The sequence below is a fragment of the Streptomyces aidingensis genome (assembly GCF_900112355.1).
Lineage (GTDB): Bacteria > Actinomycetota > Actinomycetes > Streptomycetales > Streptomycetaceae > Streptomyces > Streptomyces aidingensis.
On sequence record NZ_FOLM01000015.1, the window covers coordinates 82,078 to 100,230 of the forward strand.

Annotated in this window: 13 protein-coding genes; 10 read left to right on the plus strand and 3 right to left on the minus strand. The window is 70.5% G+C overall.

Annotated features, from left to right (window positions below; genetic code table 11):
* Positions 1–263 precede the first annotated feature (263 nt).
* From pglW to BM242_RS23110, 4 genes are read left to right on the plus strand one after another with little or no spacing between them, the layout of a single operon-like run.
* Positions 264–4,850: a BREX system serine/threonine kinase PglW gene (gene pglW / locus BM242_RS23095; protein ID WP_245834429.1), complete on the plus strand. Its 4,587-nt coding sequence runs from the start codon at positions 264–266 to the stop codon at positions 4,848–4,850.
* A gap of 22 nt (positions 4,851–4,872) precedes the next feature.
* Positions 4,873–5,355, plus strand: coding sequence for a hypothetical protein (locus BM242_RS23100; RefSeq protein ID WP_093840837.1), 483 nt, complete (start codon positions 4,873–4,875; stop codon positions 5,353–5,355).
* A complete protein-coding gene (locus tag BM242_RS23105; protein WP_093840838.1) occupies positions 5,352–6,782 on the plus strand; it encodes a KGGVGR-motif variant AAA ATPase in 1,431 nt (476 codons plus the stop codon). Before BM242_RS23100 ends, BM242_RS23105 begins: the two co-directional genes overlap by 4 nt.
* A 12-nt stretch (positions 6,783–6,794) precedes the next feature.
* Complete coding sequence (locus tag BM242_RS23110; protein WP_093840839.1) at positions 6,795–8,282, plus strand: hypothetical protein; 1,488 nt, start codon at positions 6,795–6,797, stop codon at positions 8,280–8,282.
* A 95-nt stretch (positions 8,283–8,377) separates the two neighbouring features.
* On the opposite strand, the gene BM242_RS23115 is transcribed toward BM242_RS23110, so the two are convergent.
* The 3 genes from BM242_RS23115 to BM242_RS23125 are packed head-to-tail and all read right to left on the minus strand — an operon-like array spanning position 8,378 to position 9,361.
* A complete protein-coding gene (locus BM242_RS23115) occupies positions 8,378–8,869 on the minus strand; it encodes a hypothetical protein (RefSeq protein WP_093840840.1) in 492 nt (163 codons plus the stop codon).
* Complete coding sequence (locus BM242_RS23120) at positions 8,866–9,138, minus strand: DUF7848 domain-containing protein (RefSeq protein WP_093840841.1); 273 nt, start codon at positions 9,136–9,138, stop codon at positions 8,866–8,868. Before BM242_RS23120 ends, BM242_RS23115 begins: the two co-directional genes overlap by 4 nt.
* Entirely contained in the window at positions 9,131–9,361 is a 231-nt protein-coding gene (locus BM242_RS23125) for a hypothetical protein (protein ID WP_139238410.1), read from the minus strand. Before BM242_RS23125 ends, BM242_RS23120 begins: the two co-directional genes overlap by 8 nt.
* 136 nt (positions 9,362–9,497) lie before the next feature.
* On the opposite strand from BM242_RS23125, the gene BM242_RS23130 reads away from it, so the two are divergent.
* The 6 genes from BM242_RS23130 to BM242_RS23155 all read left to right on the plus strand — a co-directional run bounded on the left by BM242_RS23130 (position 9,498) and on the right by BM242_RS23155 (position 18,050).
* A complete protein-coding gene (locus BM242_RS23130; RefSeq protein ID WP_093840843.1) occupies positions 9,498–10,322 on the plus strand; it encodes a helix-turn-helix domain-containing protein in 825 nt (274 codons plus the stop codon).
* The gene (locus BM242_RS23135) at positions 10,319–10,540 is read left to right on the plus strand and encodes a DUF397 domain-containing protein (RefSeq protein ID WP_093840844.1); all 222 of its coding nucleotides are present in this window, start codon (positions 10,319–10,321) and stop codon (positions 10,538–10,540) included. Before BM242_RS23130 ends, BM242_RS23135 begins: the two co-directional genes overlap by 4 nt.
* A gap of 131 nt (positions 10,541–10,671) precedes the next feature.
* A complete protein-coding gene (gene pglX / locus BM242_RS23140) occupies positions 10,672–14,436 on the plus strand; it encodes a BREX-2 system adenine-specific DNA-methyltransferase PglX (RefSeq protein WP_093840845.1) in 3,765 nt (1,254 codons plus the stop codon).
* Positions 14,437–14,930: 494 nt separating this feature from the next.
* The gene (locus BM242_RS23145; protein WP_093840846.1) at positions 14,931–16,268 is read left to right on the plus strand and encodes a B12-binding domain-containing radical SAM protein; all 1,338 of its coding nucleotides are present in this window, start codon (positions 14,931–14,933) and stop codon (positions 16,266–16,268) included.
* Positions 16,269–16,346: 78 nt separating this feature from the next.
* Positions 16,347–17,474 (plus strand): DNA glycosylase AlkZ-like family protein, encoded by a 1,128-nt coding sequence (locus BM242_RS23150; RefSeq protein ID WP_165984584.1) that lies wholly within the window; start codon positions 16,347–16,349, stop codon positions 17,472–17,474.
* A gap of 96 nt (positions 17,475–17,570) precedes the next feature.
* Positions 17,571–18,050: an NUDIX hydrolase gene (locus BM242_RS23155; RefSeq protein WP_093840848.1), complete on the plus strand. Its 480-nt coding sequence runs from the start codon at positions 17,571–17,573 to the stop codon at positions 18,048–18,050.
* Positions 18,051–18,153 lie beyond the last annotated feature (103 nt).

Consider the following 18,153-nt stretch of genomic DNA (forward strand, 5'->3'; position numbering starts at 1 on the left):
GCTGGCGGCAAGGCACATAGTCGAAAGTAAGGACAGCCCTCAAAGTTCTCGGGCGCTTGACCAACGGCCGGCCAGCCCATGAGCACGACGGCACACCATCGGTCGGTCGGGAGGCTGGTAGGACCATCGCCGGAGGTCATGGGGGCCGATTAGGATGCAGAGCCGGGGTCGTCCCGGCAAGGCGTCCACAGCGGTGGATCCTCCCGGCGGCTCACCGAGTAGCCTGCGTTCACCTGCCGCTTCGACGACTGGAGGTACCCCCTGTGACGCCCGCAGCGCGGTCCTCCGTGCCCAAGCCCGGACCGCCGCCGCGAAAGGAACGCTGGTTCCAGCCCCGCCGTTCCGGCTACCGGTGGGAGCAGGAGGGCCTGGACCACATCCGGCGGCTGATGCCGCAGGCAGAGCCCTACCGTGCCTGGGCGACGTTCCAGTTCACCGGTGCCTCCGGACGCGTCAACGAGTGCGACCTGCTCATCGTCGTTCCGGGCGGCCTTTACCTGCTGGAACTCAAGGGGCACCCCGGACGCCTGGTGAACCACGGAGACACCTGGCAGTTCCACGGCGACCGGGTCCGTACCCTGAAGAACCCCCTGCACCTCACGGACCTGAAGACGAAGGAGCTCAAGAGCCGGCTGGAGCGCGCGGCCCGAGCCACCGGCAAGGACCCGCGCAGGGTGCCGTTCATCAAGCCGGCCGTCTTCCTGCACGACCCGACGCTGCGGAGCGAGCTGGACGAGTTCCAGCGACCGGGCGTCTTCGGGCTCAATGACGGCGCAAGCGGGCTGCCCCGGGTCTGGGACGATCTGCTCGGCCTGCCACCGGAACGGGAGAGCCGGCGCATCACCCCCCAGACCGGTCAGCTCGTCGAAGCGCTGATGAAGCACATCGGCATCAGCCATTCCACGGCGCACCTGCGGTACGGGGACGACTGGAGACTGCAGCCGGGTGTCCTGGACGCGGGCCCCGGCTGGGAGGACCGGCTCGCCGCGCGCGACGACGGCCTGGTGCGGGAGCGTGGCCGGGTACGTATCTATCTGGCCGGCGAGGCGGCATCCGAACAGCAGCGTCTCAAGGTGGATCGCGCCGCGCGGCGGGAGTACCAGGTCCTGCAGGGCATCAATCACCGTGGCATCGTGCAGGCCGTCCAGATCCGCGAACACCGGGGTGGGCCGGCCATTCTCTTCCGCCACCGCGAGTCCGATCTGCGGCTGGACGCGTACCTCGACGCCTACGGCGGCCGGCTCACCGCCGACGACCGGCTCAACCTGGTCCGCCAGCTCGGCGAGGCCGTGCGGTACGCCCACAACCGCTCCCTCTACCATCGCGCCCTGGCGGCACGGTCCGTCTACGTCTCCGCCAAGGAGGACGGCAGCGATCCCGTGCTGCGCATCGCCGACTGGCAGACCGCGGCCAGGGACTTCGACACCACCCATCTCCGCTCGCTCGGCGACACCCCTCTCGACGCCGGTCTCATCGCCGATACGGCCCGGGTCTACCTCGCCCCCGAGACCGACCAGGAGTTTGCCGACCCGGTCGACCTCGATGTGTTCGGCCTGGGCAGTCTCTCCTATCTTCTGCTCACCGGACGTCCCCCGGCCGACCGCCGCAGTGCCCTCATCGACCGGCTTGCCGCCGAGGGCGGCCTGCATCCCTACGCGATCGCCGACGGCATCTCCTCGGCCCTCGACGACCTCGTCTTCCAGGCCACTCGTCCCGATGTGCAGGACCGCCTGCCCTCGGCGGACGACTTCCTCCGGCTGCTGGACAAGGCGGAGGAGGATGCCACGCCGCCGGAGGAACCCGGCGCCTCGCTCCCCGACCCGCTGACCGTGCAGCCCGGGAGGCCGATCGACGACCGCTGGACCGTCGTGCGCGTCCTGGGAACGGGCGCCACCGCCCGCGCGGTGCTGGTCAGGCCCACCGACCAGCACGAGGGAGACGACGAGCACGGGGACGGAGCCGGACGGCCGGAACCTCCGAGGGTGTTCAAGATCGCCCTGGACCGGGAGAAGGACGCGCGGCTCTACGCCGAGGCCGCGGCGCTCAAGGAAGTCGGCGGCGACCGCATCGTCAAGCTCCTGGAGGAGCCGCGGGAGCTGGGCGGCCGCACCCTGCTGGAAATCGAATACGCCGGCGGGTTCCGGAGCGCGGGGGACCGCGAGCCGGTCAGCCTCGGCTCCCGGTTGCGCGGCGAAGGCCGGCTCAGCTACGACCAGCTGGAGCGCTTCGGCAACGACCTGTTCCACGCCCTCGACAGTCTGGCGGCCCGCGGGGTCCGCCATCGGGACATCAAGCCGGACAATCTCGGCCTGTTCAAACGCAGCGACGGCTCCTGGCAGCTCATGCTGTTCGACTTCTCGCTCGCGGACGCCCCGGACAAGGACATCCAGGCGGGAACCCGCGGCTACCTCGATCCTTTCCTCGGCAGCAGCCGCCGTTCCCGCTACGACGACCACGCCGAGCGGTATGCCGCGGCCGTGACGCTCCACGAAATGGCCTCCGGGGAACGCCCCGTGTGGGGCGACGGACGAAGCGCCCCGCTGACCGTCCCGGACGCACAGCTCTCCCTCTCCGACGAACTGTTCGAACCCGCGCTGCGAGACGGGCTGACCAGGTTCTTCGAGCGAGCGCTGCACCGGGATGTCGAGCACCGCTTCGACAGCCTCCAGCAGATGTGGGACGCCTGGCGGCAGATTTTCCGCACCGCCGACTCGGCCCGCCCGGCCACCACGCCGGCGACCGTCGGCGCGAACGCCGTCGACATCGAGGACGCCCGGGAGCAGGCCGCCGCCGCGGCGACCCTGGACACGCCGCTGGACGCCGCGGGTCTGTCCCCCCGCGCGGTGTCGGTGGCAGGCGCCCTGGGAGCGACCGATGTCCGGGGCCTGCTGGCCGTCCAGCCGCATGTCATCTCCCGCGCCCGGGGCGCCGGCGCCGTGGTCCGCAAGGAACTCAATCGCCGCCACCGTCAGTGGAGCGCCGCCCTGCGGCAGCGGCCGGCCGCGAAGCCCGCCGCGGAAAGCGTCCGCACCGGCGGGACCGCGGATGCCGGGGCGGACGGCTACGGCTCGATCGACGAGCTCGCCGCCCGCCTGACGCCCTCCGGCGAGGGACGCCGTTCCCGGCCGCGCCCCGATGTCGTGCTGGCCACGCTGCAGTTGCCGGGCGCCGCTCCGCTGGAGACCTGGCCGGCCCAGACCTCCATCGCCAAGGCGCTCAACATCAGCCAGGCCACGGTGTCCAAGCACCAGCAGGCGGCCCTTGAACAGTGGGCCGCCCTGCCATGGCTGCGCCAGGTCCGCGACGAACTCGTGGAGATCCTTACCGCCCAGGGCAGGGTGATGACGGCCGAGGAGCTGGCCGCCGAACTGCGGGCCCGGCACGGAGCCGGAGCCGACAGCCCGGCCCAGACGCTTGCCAGGGCGCTCGCCGTGGTGCGGGCCGCCGCCGAGACGGAGGCCCGGAAACGCGACGAGGAGCCGCTCCACGACGCACAGGACGGTGACACGAGCGGCACCGGTACGGAGGCCGTCGCCCGCCTCGCCGTGCTGCGGCGCGGCGGGCGGGTCCTGCTGGCCCTGGAGGACCGCCCGGGCGCCGACGAGCCCACCCCGGCGGAACTCGCCGACTACGCCGCCGGGCTCGGCGAACTGGCGGCGGACCTGGCAGCCCGCGATCCGCTCCCCGGCCGCGCCACCGTGGTGCGGGAACTGCGGACGGTGCCCGCTCCCGACGGGATGGCGCCGCTGGCGGACACCCGGCTGGTCACCCTCGCCGCGGCCGTCGCCGAGCGGGTCGCCGTCTCGCGGCGCCTGGAGGTGTTCCCCCGCGACCTGCCGCTGCCGCGGGCGCTGCGGATCTCCCAGGCCCCGGCCGGAGTGCGGCCGGGCACGGGCATCTCCGTCGAGGAGTTGCTGACCCGGGTGCGTGCCCGGTTCCCGGGCCTGGAAGGGCTGGAGGAACTCACCTACGTCGAGCTTCAGGAGGCTCTTGCCGAGGCCCAGTTCCCCCTGACCTACGACATACAGCGCAAGCGCTTCATGCCGGCGCGCAGCGGTGCGGGCAGCAGCCGGCCGCACAGCGAGGTCTCCGAACCGACCCGGACCAGTGTGCTGGTCCGGGCTTCCCAGGCGGACGTCGCAGCCGGCCGCGACCCGCGGCAGGTCCTGCGGCTGAAGCTGGAGACCGCGCTGCGCCGGGGCGGCTTTCTGGCCCTCACCCTCAAGGGAGCGGACCTGCGCGGCACGGCCCGGCACCTCGCCGACCGCTTCGACGTCCTTCCGGTCTCCCTGGGCGACGAATTCCTCACCGCGCTGCGGGAGCTGGCCGAGGAGCAGGGCGTGCGCTGGCAGGCGCTGCTGAAGGCCGACGCGCGCCTGACCGCCTCCGGCGAGCTGGGCGCAGCCCTCGCCTCGTACACCAGGGCCGCGACCCAGCGCCTGGCCGACCGGCTGACGTCCCGGGCCGAGGCGGCGGGCCCGCGCACGGTGCTGTTCCTGCACAACGCCGGACTGCTGGCCCGCTACTGGGAGGGCGGTGGCCGGGAGCTGGTGGCCCGGCTCCAGCAGCTTGCGCGTCGTCCGTCCGACACCCCGCACGGTCTGTGGCTGCTGCTGCCCATGGACGACCCGCGGGCCGCCCCCACCCTGGACGGCCGCACGGTGGAAGTGGTGGACCGGGACACCGAGTGGGTGGTGCTGGACCGGCTCTTCCTCAAGGACCTGGAGAAGCCGTCGGCACAAGCCCGGGCAGGAGCCCGGACACAGGCCCCGGCAGAGGCTCAGCCGGAGGTCCGAACAGCCGCACGAACAGCGTCGCGAACGGCGGACGCGGCTGGGCCGGCCGGGTGATGCGCGCTCTATGATCGCTCGGGTGCCGACCACCTCAGCAGAGCACCACTTCGCTCATGCCGCCGAGCGGCACTACTGGGATGCCGTGCTGCTGCACGACAACGGGCGCCTGTGCAACGCCGACCACCATTTCGGCTTCGCGGTGGAGTGCGCGCTGAAGAGCCTGCTGCTGCGGTTCACCTCCGCCGTCACCCTGAATCCGAAGAAGGAGGGAAAGCCCGGGTCCAAGAGACCGTGGTATCTCGACCCGGCGACGGGGAAGCCCCGGGATCTGGGACACCTGCCGTGGGTGGCCGCCGACCTGGCGCTGCTCGCCCGCGGCCGGTCGGCCACCCGTACGGCAGCCGCACTGGGCGGCCTGTCGGCCTTCGACGCCTGGTCGGTCGAGGAACGCTACCGCGACGGCACCGCGGTCGCCGCGCAGGACGTCGCCGCACGGCGTACCGTGGCCCACGCGATCATCACCGTGCACCAACAGGCCCTGATCAATGGAGGGCTGCTGTGACTCACCCCGCCGGGACTCTCCGCGCCGGCCCGGTCCGGTTCGACGACGCCCGTCCGCGCGCCCTGGCCATCGCCGGCGAGGTGGCCGCCGAAGGGCAGGACGTGCTGCTCGTCCGGGACGTCCTGGGCCGCTTCTCCCTCGTGGTGGACGACCGCGGACGGCCGGTCCCGGAAGACCGTCCGGCGGCCTGGGCCACCCGCCTGGCCGACCGCCTCCAGCGGTATGCCGCCGAGCGGCCCGTGCTGCTGGCCTCGGCCCTGTTCTCCGCCGAAGCACTGCTGGAGTCCCCGCACGCCGTGCCCGTCGCCGTGCCCGTCCCGCTCCCCGCGGAACCCCCGGCCGCCGGCCGGGGCACCGTGCGGCTGATCGACAACACCGTGGTCGGCCAGGACTGGTCCCGCGTCTCCACCCCCGATCCGGAGACCGACGGTTCGTTCACCCACCGCACCGCCCTGTACGGCTTCCGGGGCGGCGTCGGGCGCACCACGGCCACCGCGATGCTGGCCCGCCACCTCGCCGACGAAGGGCGGATCGTCCTCGTCGTCGACCTCGATCTCGAAGCGCCGGGGGCCGGGCCGCTCCTCGCCGACCAGGCACACCTGCCCCCGTACGGGATCGTCGACCAGTTGGTGGAGGCCGCGGTGGGCAACGCGCAGGGCCTGGAGGTGGTCGCCCCCACCGGATACACGCCCCCCACCGGCCGGGGGGAACTCTGGGTGGCACCCGCCCGGGGGCGGGACGGCGACGGCCCGGACGGCGGCGCGGAGGAGGTCCCCTACTCCTACGTGGACAAGCTCAACCGCGTGTATGCCGATATCCCCGGCGCCGCCTTCGCCGACCGGCTCGAAGACGCGGTCCGCTGCTGCGAGGACGCCGTGCGGCGCACCGGCGACAGCGGACGCCGCCCCGACGTGGTCCTGATGGACAGCCGGGCCGGCATCCACGACATCGCCGCCGTCACCATCTCGCGGCTGTGCGATCTCGCCCTGCTCTTCGGCGCGGACAACCGGCAGACCTGGCAGGGCTACGGCGACCTCTTCGCCGCCTGGCGCACCTCGGGCCAGGCCCGGGAGATCCGCGAGAAACTGCGCATGGTCGCCGCCATGGTCCCGGACTCGCCGCAGCGCCCCAAGGACGCCTACCTGGAGTCCTTCCGCGACCATGCGTGGGAGTGCTTCTCCGCGCTGTACGACGACGTGTCCGACCCGGACGATCCCGACGCCTTCTTCCCCACCCCCCAGGACGACTCGGCCCCCCACTACCCCGTGCCCATCCTCTTCGAGCCCGGTCTGATCGGGCTGGACGCGGACTCCACGCCGGGCTGGCAGGACCGGGCCTTCGTGCAGGCCGCGTACCGTGATTTCCTCACCACCGCCGGCCGGCTCATCACCGCGAACCCGGCATCGGAAAGCCCGCCGGAAAGCTGAGGACGGACGCGCATGCTCAAGCCGCTGGGACCGGACGAGTACCGCGAGCTGCTCGCCGCGGCACTGCCCGAGGCCACGGACGCGGACACCATCCTGCCCAACCTCACCACCCTCTTCACCCCCGACAGCCATCGCGCGGCCCTGTATGTGGACGCCACGGTGGTGCGCGGCGGGCGGGGCGTCGGCAAGACCTTCTGGTACCACTCGCTGCTGGACGACACCCTGCGGGAGGTCGCCGCCGAGGAGTACGGCATCGAGCGGCTGCGCCGCCTGACCGTCTGGCCGGGCTACGGCGCGGCCGTGGAGCCGGAGCTGTACCCCGGCCCCGGTGTGCTGTGGCAACTGGTGGAGGACGGTGTCCGCCCCTACGACCTGTGGTACACCGTGCTGCTGTCCACGCTGGGCAGGGAGGAGCTGCGCCCGCTGGTCGAATGGCGCGACCGGGTGGCATGGGTGCGCGCCAACCCGGGGGCGGCCGAGCGCATCATCCACCGGGCCGACCGGCAGGCGCAGCAGGACGGCACCACCCACCTGATCCTCTTCGATGCCCTGGACCGCCTGCATCGGGTCCGCGCCGAGGCGGACCGCCTGGTCGGCGGCATTCTGGAGCTGGCCCTGGCGATGCGGCTGGGCACCCGCAACATCCGCTGCAAGGTCTTCATCCGCCCGGACATGTTCGACGGCGCGCTGCTCCGCTTCCCCGACGCCTCCAAGCTGACGGCCAACGCCGCCGCCCTGACCTGGTCGCGGGCCAACCTGTACGGCCTGCTCTTCCACTACCTGGGCAATCACGGTGGCGAGTACGGCCACCACGCGGAACGCTTCCGCAGGCTGACCGGCGGGTGGCAGCCGGAGGCGGACGGCCGCCGCTGGGTGCCGCCCGCGCTGCTGCGCGGCGACGAGCGGCACCAGGAGGACCAGTTCACCCAGATCGCCGGCCCGTACATGGGCGCCAACTACCGCAAGGGCAACACCTACACCTGGCTGCCCAACCATCTGATGGACGGGGTCGAGCAGGTCAGCCCGCGCAGCTTCCTCAGCGCACTGAACCGCGCCGTGGCCGAGACCCGTGGCTCCTACGCCGGCTACCGGTACGCCCTGCATCACGAGGGCATCCGCAGGGGAGTGCAGACCGCCTCGACGACCAGGGTGAAGGAGATCGGCGAGGACATGCCGTGGGTGCAGCGGGCCGCCGCACCCCTGGCCGGCCGCCAGGTGCCCATCGAGCAGGCCACGGTCGTGGAGCTGTGGCGGGAGGCCGGGCTGTCGGAGGCGCTGCGCCGCGAGGCCGAAACCTTCCGGGACGCGTCCGGGAACGCCGACAGCGAGGACATCCGCACCGGCCCCCGCCACCCCGACGACCCGGAGCTGCTGATCGAGGAGCTGATCACGCTCGGCGTGATGCGCCGCCGCCGGGACGGCCGCATCGACCTGCCGGACGTGTACCGCATCGCCTTCAACATCGGCCGCAAGGGCGGCGTGCCCCGCGTCGCCGGCTGACCGCCCGGTGACCCGCCCCCTGCCGGGGGTGCTGTGCCGTGGGGGACGGTCGGTTGCGTCCCCGGCAGGGGGCGGGAGTCTGTCGGGCTGTCAGCTCAGGCCGCCGCATGGCGCGGCCGGGCGGGTATCCGAGCTGTACGGCGGGACGGCTCGGTCAGGCCGGTCGGGCCGGTCAGACCGGTCAGGAAGGCGAGGGCGATCGGGCGGCAGGACAGCGCGTAGGTGACCTCCGCGTCCCACCGGCCGCCCACTCGGTCGGGGACACGGGCGGTGACACTGATGTGCCGGCCGGCCACCAGGGCGGCCAACTGCCGCTCGTGGCAGGGCAAGTCATCCATCCACTCGCGGAAGACCCGCCCGGGGTTCGGGGCCTGCGGGTCGCAGCGGTACAGCGCCTCGGCCGGGAACGGGCCGCCGCGCCACGGGTGCGGGTCCAGCGCGTCGGACAGGCGGCGTGCCTGGCCGCGCAGCCACCGCAGCGCCAGCCGGGGCGTCCCGGCCCGGTAACCGCCCAGCACCCATTCCCCGCCCAGGGCGGGACAGCGGGCGACGACTTCGCACCAGTAGCCGTCGTGCACGGCGGTCATCGCCAGTCCCCGGGGACGAGGCGGCAGGGCGAGGTCTCCACCAGCCGGTAGGTGAAGTGCTCCCGGTTGCGGTCCCGGTGCCGCTTCACCCACTCCGCCGCCCTCCGGCGGGCCAGCGCCCGCTCCACCTCCGAGCCGGCCACGGCCACCTCGACCTGCGTCCCGGACTCCCCGCACACCGCACACTCCATGACCACCGTCGCGGGCTCCGCGTCCGGTTCCGTGTCCAGCACGACGGCGAACCGGCGCACCCCGTAGACCTCATGCATCGCCGCTCCTCAGGGCCCGCAGGTGCGCCGCGACCCGCGCGCGCAGTTCCTCCCGCCGTTCGCTCAGCTCCTCCAGCGTCGGCGCATCCCCGGTGACCGCCACCTCCGGGAGGCCGCCGCCGTCCTGCACCCCGGCCTCGGGCTCCTCTCGGCCCTCGCCGCCGGTCACCGTCTTCCGCTGCTGCGCATCCATCACCACTCCGCTGCCTGGTCCTGCGGCCATCCCCCGATACCGCCTGTACTCATTCGCTCACCAGAACAACGCAACTTCCATGGGGAACGGGGTACTTTAACGGCCATCGGCAAGGGACGGACCTGCTCGTACGTCAGACGCGAGCACATTCGAAGAGGTCACGGCGTTGGACGAAACGACGAACCCCGAGCACTTGACTCCGCTTCAGCGCTTTGGCGCAGATGTTCGACAAGTTCGCCTGGGTCGAAAACTTCTCCAGAGGCAGTTGGGTCGTGCCGCCGGCTACTCCGAGGCGTATGTCAGCCGCGTCGAGTCCGGACAGATCACATGCAGCGAGAAGTTCGCCGAGGGCTGCGACCTGGCCTTCGGGACGAACGGACTGTTCGCAGGCTTGCGGAAGCGGATGCTGGAGGCGGACAGCCCGAATTGGTTCATCCCCTACCTCGAAGGGGAGCAGAAGGCCGACCACATCGAGGACTACTCGACCTGCGCCATCATGGGTCTGCTGCAAACCGAGGAGTACGCCCGTGCGATCTTCCGCGCAGGCTTCCCGAGTGCACGGGACGATGTGATCCAGGGGAAGGTCGATGCCCGGCTGGTGCGTCGCAAGGTGATCGAACGCGAGAACCCACCCACGCTGTGGCTGATCCTCCACGAGGCGTGCCTGCGCACAGTGGTGGGCGGCCCCACCGTCATGGCGGAACAGCTCGATTGCCTGATCACGGCAGCTCAGTACCCGCACATCGACATCCAGGTGATCACCTACGCGGCCGGGGCCGCCGCGGCGCACGTGGGACCGTTCACTCTCCTCTTGTTCGAATCCTCCCCCACCCTCTATTACGCAGACGGTCCGCAGGGAGGCAGGATGTACGAAAAGGAGAAGCTCGTTGCAGAGGCTGTGCGGCATTATGACCGTCTGCGGGCGAACGCACTGGCCCCGGACGACTCGCTCACCCTGCTCAAGGCACTGCACAAGGAGTACACGTCATGACTGCGGACATTGACCTCACTGCCGCTGAGTGGATCGCGTCGTCATACAGTGCGTCCAACGGCGGGCAGTGCGTCGAGGTCTGCGTTGCCTTCGCGCACTCCGGCGCGGTCCCCGTCCGGGATAGCAAAGCTTCTCGCGGCCCGGTGCTGACCTTCCCGCCGGCCGGCTGGGCTGGCTTCCTGTCCGCTCTCCACGGTGGCGGTCTCGGCACCTCCTGAACCCCTGGTCGGCCAGTCCGCGCGAGCCGACGCATTGGGGAGTCTCCGCACCCGCCGGGCTGGCAGGATGGGACCGGCGTGCCTGCGGGCACGCCGCAAGGGGCACCCTGGGGCGGAAAGAGGTCTTGCCGATGTCATCTGCTACGCCGGTCGCGTCCGCGTCGCTGGACAAGGCGGCGCTGCTCAAAGACTTGCAGAAGCAGGTCACAGCGCTGACGGACGACCTGCGGAGGCAAACGGAGACAGAAGCGGTCGGTGAGGAGCTGCGTGCCGAGTACCAGGCGGCCCAGCAGGCCGAACGCACCGGCGTGACGTACGAGACGTGGCGGGAGGACCGGCTGGTCCAGGTCGCTGCTGCCTGGGTCCTGGCCTGCGTGTTCGTCCGCTTCTGCGAGGACAACGGCCTGATCCCCGACGCCTGGCTCTCCGGCCCCGGCGACCGGCTGGCGGAGGCCCAGGACCGTCACGACGCCTACTTCCGCAAGCACCCGGAGAAGAACGACCGCGACTGGCTGGTGGAGTCCTTCGAAGCGCTGGCACGCGCGCACCCGACCATCGCCGGCCAGCTCTTCGACAAGACTCACAACCCGCTGTGGGAAGTCATGCCCTCCTACGAGGGTGCCACCGGGCTGCTGGCCTTCTGGCGTGAGCGTGGCGCGGACGGCGAGGTTCGCTACAACTTCACGGACCCGGAGCTGGACACCCGCTTCCTGGGCGACCTGTACCAGGACCTCAGCGAGCACGCCCGCAAGACCTACGCCCTGTTGCAGACCCCGGAGTTCGTCGAGGAATTCATCCTCGACCTGACGCTGGAACCGGCCGTCGAAGAATTCGGCCTGGACCCGGAGTGGAAGCACAAGCCGAAAGGCTGGACGGGAGACGAGCCGCCACGCGGCCTGCGCTGCATCGACCCCGCCTGCGGCTCCGGTCACTTCCTGCTCGGTCTCTTCGAGCGGCTGCTCGCCAAGTGGCGGGAAGCCGAACCCGGCGCGGAAGACTGGGCGCACGTGCGCCGGGCACTGGAATCCGTCCACGGCGTGGACAAGAACCCCTTCGCCGTCGCTATCGCCCGTTTCCGCCTGCTGGTGGCCGCGCTCAAGGCATGCGGCGTGCGCGAGCTGTCCCGGGCGCCGGAACTGCCTATCCGCGTCGCGGCGGGCGACTCCCTCCTCCACGGCCGGGAAGCCGGACGCGGCACCGACCCGACCCTGGACGATGCCGAACGCGAGGTCTTCACCTACCGCACGGAGGACGTGCAGGAATACAACGACAGTATCGATCTCCTGGGCAGGGGCTCCTACCACGTCGTCGTGGCCAACCCGCCGTACATCACGGTCAAGGACAAGCAGGAGAACGAAAACTACCGCTATGCCTACTTCGCTTGCTCACGTCAATATCAACTCTCCGTTCCCTTTGCGCAGCGTGTCTTTGAGTTGGCAATTCGAGCAGACAGTAACCGGCGTGACGGCGGCTTCACTGGGCAGATTACCTCGAACGGATTCATGAAGCGAGAGTTCGGGAGAGTGCTCATCGAGTCATTCTTTCACGGAGGTATTCCATATAAGGATCCTCAAACTAAAAGGGTGACGACCTTCGCTGGAGTGGAACTTACACACATCATCGACACTTCCGGGGCCTATATTCCTGGGCACGGCACTCCGACCGTCATTCTGGCTGGCCGGAATCAGTCGGCGCGGCAAGCAAGTCGCATCCGGGCGGTTCTCGGTATTCGTGGTGAAACGACGATTCCTTCAGAGGGGGAACGAGGCCCTGTTTGGCTCGCCATTGAGAAGCAAGTCTGGGCTCCCGGGTCTGAATCGCAGTGGATTAGCGTAAGCGATGCAGAAAGGGTGACCTTTTCCAAGCATCCATGGTCGCTCCATGGAGGTGGCGCGGAAGACCTACAAGGGAAACTACAGGAACTTTCGCGAAAAATCTCTACGCTCAAAGCGGAGATCGGCTTCGGAGCTGTGACTCGTGAAGACAGTGCCTACATGGTGGGTGCAGGCGCACTGCGGCGCGCCAATATTGATTCGGTTAGCCAGCGGCCGCTGGTAGAAGGTGATTCAGTCCGCGATTTTTGCATCAACGAGCCTACCGTCAGCTTGTGGCCTTATGAAGAATCCACCTTGATGGCTCTTGGCTCACTTCCTGCTAAGCGGTTCCTTTGGCCTTACCGTGTGGTCCTGCGAGAGCGTGTTGCATACGGAAAGACGCAGCTCGAACGCGGTTTGAAGTGGTACGAGTACTCAATGCTCTTCTCAAAACGTTACCGCGCGCCTCTGGTGATCCCCTTCTCCTTTATTGCGACGCATAATCACTTCGTGCTGGATCGGGGTGGGAAGGTATTCAACCGTTCTGCGCCGGTGATCAAGTTGCCGGAAGGGGCGACGGAGGAGCAGCACCTGGAGCTGCTGGGGGTGCTGAACTCGTCGGTGGCGTGTTTCTGGCTGAAGCAGGTCAGTCAGGGCAAGGGCGGAAGCGGTCTTGGGCGAGGCGTTCAGGATGAGGAGTGGGAGGAGCGTTATGAGTTCACCGGGACGAAGCTTCAGGAGTTTCCGCTGCCTGCGGAGCTGCCGCTTGCCCTCGGGCGGGAGTTGGATGCGCTTGCGCAGGAGTTCGCCGCGCATGAGCCCAGTGCGGTCACCGGTTCGGGGACGCCGACGCGGGCCGCGCTGGACGAGGCCCGTGCTGCGCAGGAGCGCGTCCGGGCTCGGATGATCGCGTTGCAGGAGGAGCTGGACTGGACGGTCTACGGCTCCTACGGGTTGCTCACCGCCGAGGAGGTGGTGCGGACGACGCTGCCGGGTGATCCGGCGGATCTGACCGATGCCGAGCTGCCGGCCGTGGCCCTCGGGCAGCGGGCGTTCGAGATCGTGCTGGCCCGCAGGATGCGGGACGAAGGGGCCGAGACGGCCTGGTTCGAGCGGCATGGGTCCACGCCGGTCACCGAGGTTCCGGCAGAGTGGCCGGAGGCGTACCGCAGGGTGGTCGAGGCGCGGATCAAGCTGATCGAGGACAACAAGGACATCCGGCTGATCGAGCGCCCCGAGTACAAGCGGCGGTGGTCGCTCGAACCGTGGAAGAAGCGGGAGGCCGCCGCGCTCCGCGCCTGGCTGCTGGACGCGGCCGAGCGGGAGGATCTGTGGTTCGAGGAACGCGACGAGTTCGTCACGCCCCGCGTGCTCACCGTGAACCAGCTCGCCGACGCCCTGCGCCACGACAAGGACGTGCAGTCCGTTGCCGCGCTCTATGCCGCCGACCACCTCGACGACCGGGACGCTTCCCTCGCCACCGTGCTGGCCGAGGTGACCGCCGCCGAGCACGTTCCGCATCTCGCCGCCCTGCGCTGCAAGGAGTCCGGGCTGCGCAAGCGCGAACAGTGGGAGCGGGTGTGGGAGATGCAGCGGGAGGAGGACGAGACGGGTGAGCGGCTCGACATCCCGGTGCCGCCGAAGTACACCGGCGCGGATTTCCTGAAGCACTCCTACTGGTCGAACCGGGGCAAGTTGGACGTGCCCAAGGAGCGGTTCATCTCCTACCCCGGCGCCAGTCCCGACGCGGATGGTTCGCTGCTGCTCGGCTGGGCCGGGTGGAATCACCGGGATCAGGCCGCCGCGCTGGTCAACCTGATCAATGACCGGATCGAGCACGACGGCTGGCCGAAGGACGACCCCCGGTTCGTTCCCCTCCTCGCCGGGCTCCACGAGGTGCTGCCCTGGGTCCGCCAGTGGTACGGCGAGTACGACGAGGAGTGGGGCGGCAACCCGGCCGAGGAGTTCCAGTCCGTGCTCGACACCCGGCTGATGGAGTGCGGTCTGTCGGTGGCGGATCTGCGCTCCTGGCGGCCGGAGAAGAAGTCGCGCGGCGGACGCCGGAAGGCAGCCGCCGAGTAGCCCACGAGTGGCGCCGGGCGGGCGGTCCGTGCGGGCCGCCCGCCCCTTGGTGCGTGGCACGCGTGGCAGTACGCGCGTGAAGCGGCCACCGCTTGGTTCGGCCGGAAGAGGAGCCGTGGCGGTCCGTTTCGGGCGAGCCGGTGGCCGGCCGGGGCCTGGCGCAGCGCATCGGCGAGCGGCCGGAGGGGCGCGTCGTGCGCCTGGTCTCGTTCCGTCACACCGTGTCGGCCGGCCGCGCCCGCGCGGCCCACCGCGCCACGGCGCGCCCAGGGGGTGTGCGTGGTGCGCTCACAGCTCGCGGATGCTGCACGCGCCCCTTTCGGACGGTCGTGCGGTGCGGTGTCCTGGCAGAGGCGGCAGCCCGCTGGAGGCCGGCGACACGCCGTCGGCGGGAAGCGCGTGGGGTCAAGCGGTCACCTCCGCGCGTGGCGCCCCGGACAGCGGGCGGGGCGCCGGCCTGCCCACGCACGCGGATTCGGACACCGGAGGCGGCCATGCGGATCGCTCTCGTCTATCCAGAGGTTCTCGATCTCGCGCGGTTCAAGGAGAACCGCAAGGAATTCCCTCCCTTCGGAGTGCTGTACCTGGCCGCCGTGGCCGAGGCGGACGGCCATGACGTGCGGGTGGTCAAGGTCAGCGGCAGCGATCACGTCCGGGACTTCACCGGGTACGACGTCGTGGCCTTCACCATCCCGTCCTCGGCGACCTACGGGATCATCCGGGACTGCCGCCTGCAGAGCCGCTACGACGGAGACCCGCTGATCCTGGTCGGCGGGGTGCACCCGAACTTCTATCCCGAACAGACCCTGCGGGACATCGAGCCGCACGCGGTCGGCATCGGAGAGGGCGAGGAGACCTTCCGCGAGCTGATCGCCCAGGCCCGCACGCGGCGCTTCGCCGACATCCCCGGCCTGTGCCACCTCCGCGGCGGCGAGGCCGTCCGGACGCGGCCGAGGACTCTGCTGAAGGACATCGACGCACTGCCGCTGCCGGCCCGCCATCTGCTGCCGCCAGAGGACCTGGTGATGAGCGACCGGCTCAGCACCACCGATCTGCGCATGGCCCACGTGATGTTCAGCCGGGGCTGCCCCTTCCCCTGCCGGTTCTGCGCCGCGGCTCAGACCCGCATCCAGTACCGGTCCGGTGCCGGTGCCCGGCGGGAGCTGGTGGACATGATCGAGCGGTACGGCATCGAGGGCTTCGCGATCGTCGACGACAACTTCATCGTCAACAAGCGCAAGGTCCGCGACATCTGTACCGGCATCGCCGACCTGGGTCTGAAATGGTCCGCACTCTCCCGCGTCGACACCGTGGACGAGGCCCTGCTGGGGGACATGGCCGCCGCCGGCTGCCTGGAGGTCAAGTACGGCATGGAGTCCGGCAGCCCGCGCATCCTGAGGGCGATGCGGAAGAACATCACCCCCGACCACATCCGGCGTGCCGTGCGCTGGACCAGGAACGCCGGCATGCACGTCAAGCTCTTCCTCATCCACGGCTACCCCGGCGAGGACCGCGCCAGCACCCGGGAGACCATGGACCTCCTCGCCGAACTCGCCCCCGGGATCGAACGGGTGTCACTCTTCCGTTTCGTGCCGCTGCCGGGCACCTACGTCTACGATCACCCGGCCGAATTCGACCTTCACGGGACCAGCAGCCGGCCGGGCTGGGACGGCGACTGGGCCCAGTACCACATCCACCACAACCACAAGCACTGGTGGGGCACCCCCGACCAGTTCGCCGAAGTCGAGGCGGGTTATCGGGAGCTCGCCGGAATGGTCGACGAGCTGTGGCCCGACCGGCACCGGGTTCCCACTTCCGCCCCCGGAGCCTGACCGTGAGCACTACGCTCAAAGCTCCTCGCGGCCCACCGGCCACGGCCGCACCGCAGAGCGCACGAGGAGCGAATCGCAGTGACCCCGGTACCAGTCCTGCCCGCGGCTGTCGAGCGCGCAGCCGTCGCCAACCGCCACGGCTGGGGCACCGGCCCCGCACCCCGCGACCTTCCAGGGCTCGCCGGAGCCCAGGCGGGCCTGCACGCGGCCCGGCTGCTGACCCCCTACGTCACGGCCTACTCGCGCTTCGCCGGCACCTTCTCCCCGGCACAGCTCCGCCAGGCACTCGCGCCGGGCGGCACGCTGCTGAAGGTGCGGTGCATGCGCCGCACCCTCCACCTGTGGCCCCTCGACCAGGCCGCCGACGCCCACACGGCTTCGCTGCGACTGCGGCTGGGTGCCACCGCGGCGACCGGCCGGCGCCACGGTCTCACCGGCAAGGATCTCCGTCTGTGGGCCGACCGGGCACGGGAGGCCCTGGCCGGCGGCCCCCTCGGCTACCGCGACCTGACCGCACGCCTGGCCAAGCAGAACCCCGCAGCCGGCATCGAGGCCGCCCGGCTCGGCATCAAATGGGCCTGGGAGGCCGGGCACCTCACGTGCCGGAACACAGCTTCCTCCCTCCACCGCGAGCAGCGGCAGTTCGCCCTCCTGGAACACTTCCATCCCGGTCTCACCCTCAATGCCACCGAACCGGCGACGGCGACCGTCGCTCTGGTCCGCCGCTACCTGCGCGCCTACGGCCCCGCCGCCGAGAGCGACCTGCTGTGGTGGTCCGGGCTCACCCGCTCCGAGATCACCCCCGCCCTGGCGGCGATCCGCCGCGAGATCACCCCCGTGCGGGTGGCGGGCCTGCCGGAGACCCTGCTCGTCCTGAGCGAGGACCTGGACCGGATCCGCGCCACGCCACCGCTGCCTCACGATCACGTCCGGCTGCTGGCCTTCGAGGACCCCACGTGCAAGGGCTACTTCACCACCCGCGCCCGCTACCACGACCCCGCGCACACCGCACGTGCCTTCAACCCCATTGGAGAGGTCCGCGCGGCCATCACCGTCGCCGGACGGATCGTCGGCACCTGGAGCTGGGAGAAGAGGACCCGCACCGTGCACGCCGAATTCTTCTCCCGACTGCCCCGCCGCATCGCCGCCACCGCCCGCCGACAGCTGGAGGCAGCCCAGGAGTTCCTGCGCACCGAGCCGTCCTGACCACCGCCCGCCATGTGGGGGACCATGGCCGTTCCCGATCACCGGGCGTGGCCATAATCGGAGCCTCACCAACCCCATACGAAAGCGCTCATCACCGTGGCCTCCCTCTCCACCGCACGTCACCGCCGCATCTGTGACGTCCACCTTCTCCTCGTCCGCGACCGCCAGGTCTTCCTGACCCTGCGCCGGGGCGGATACGCCTCCGGACTGTGGCAGGTCCCCAGCGGCCACCTCGAAGCCGGTGAGCCGACCGACGAGGGAGCCGCCCGCGAAGGGCTGGAGGAGATCGGCGTCCGGGTCCGCCCCGAGCACCTGGAGCTGGTCCACTTCATCGACCACCGGGCGCCCGGGGAAGAACCGCGCCTCGGCGTCTTCTACCGCGCCACATCCTGGGAGGGCGAACCCCACAACGCCGAACCCCACAAATGCGCAGGCATCGGCTGGTACGACCTCGACGCGATTCCCGAGAACACCGTCCCCTACCACGCGGCAGCCCTCGCCCACATCGCCGCCGGCCGCGCACACGCCCAATTCGGATGGGGCCGGGCACCCAGCATGGCAGTCCAGAGACCGTGAGCCGGTGGCATCACCGGTCGACAAAGCGGGCCAAAGGTGCATAACGGTCGGGCCGTCGCATCGCGCTGCGCAACGATGACGTCACGGGCGGACCGCCGTCGGC

Bases quoted from the DNA above. Each gene is read 5' to 3' on its own strand.
- BM242_RS23115 (WP_093840840.1), bottom strand. From the start codon at position 8,869: ATGACCGCCGTGCACGACGGCTACTGGTGCGAAGTCGTCGCCCGCTGT.
- BM242_RS23135 (WP_093840844.1), top strand. From the start codon at position 10,319: ATGACTGCGGACATTGACCTCACTGCCGCTGAGTGGATCGCGTCGTCA.
- pglX (WP_093840845.1), top strand. From the start codon at position 10,672: ATGTCATCTGCTACGCCGGTCGCGTCCGCGTCGCTGGACAAGGCGGCG.
- BM242_RS23125 (WP_139238410.1), bottom strand. From the start codon at position 9,361: ATGGCCGCAGGACCAGGCAGCGGAGTGGTGATGGATGCGCAGCAGCGG.
- BM242_RS23145 (WP_093840846.1), top strand. From the start codon at position 14,931: ATGCGGATCGCTCTCGTCTATCCAGAGGTTCTCGATCTCGCGCGGTTC.
- BM242_RS23110 (WP_093840839.1), top strand. From the start codon at position 6,795: ATGCTCAAGCCGCTGGGACCGGACGAGTACCGCGAGCTGCTCGCCGCG.
- BM242_RS23120 (WP_093840841.1), bottom strand. From the start codon at position 9,138: ATGCATGAGGTCTACGGGGTGCGCCGGTTCGCCGTCGTGCTGGACACG.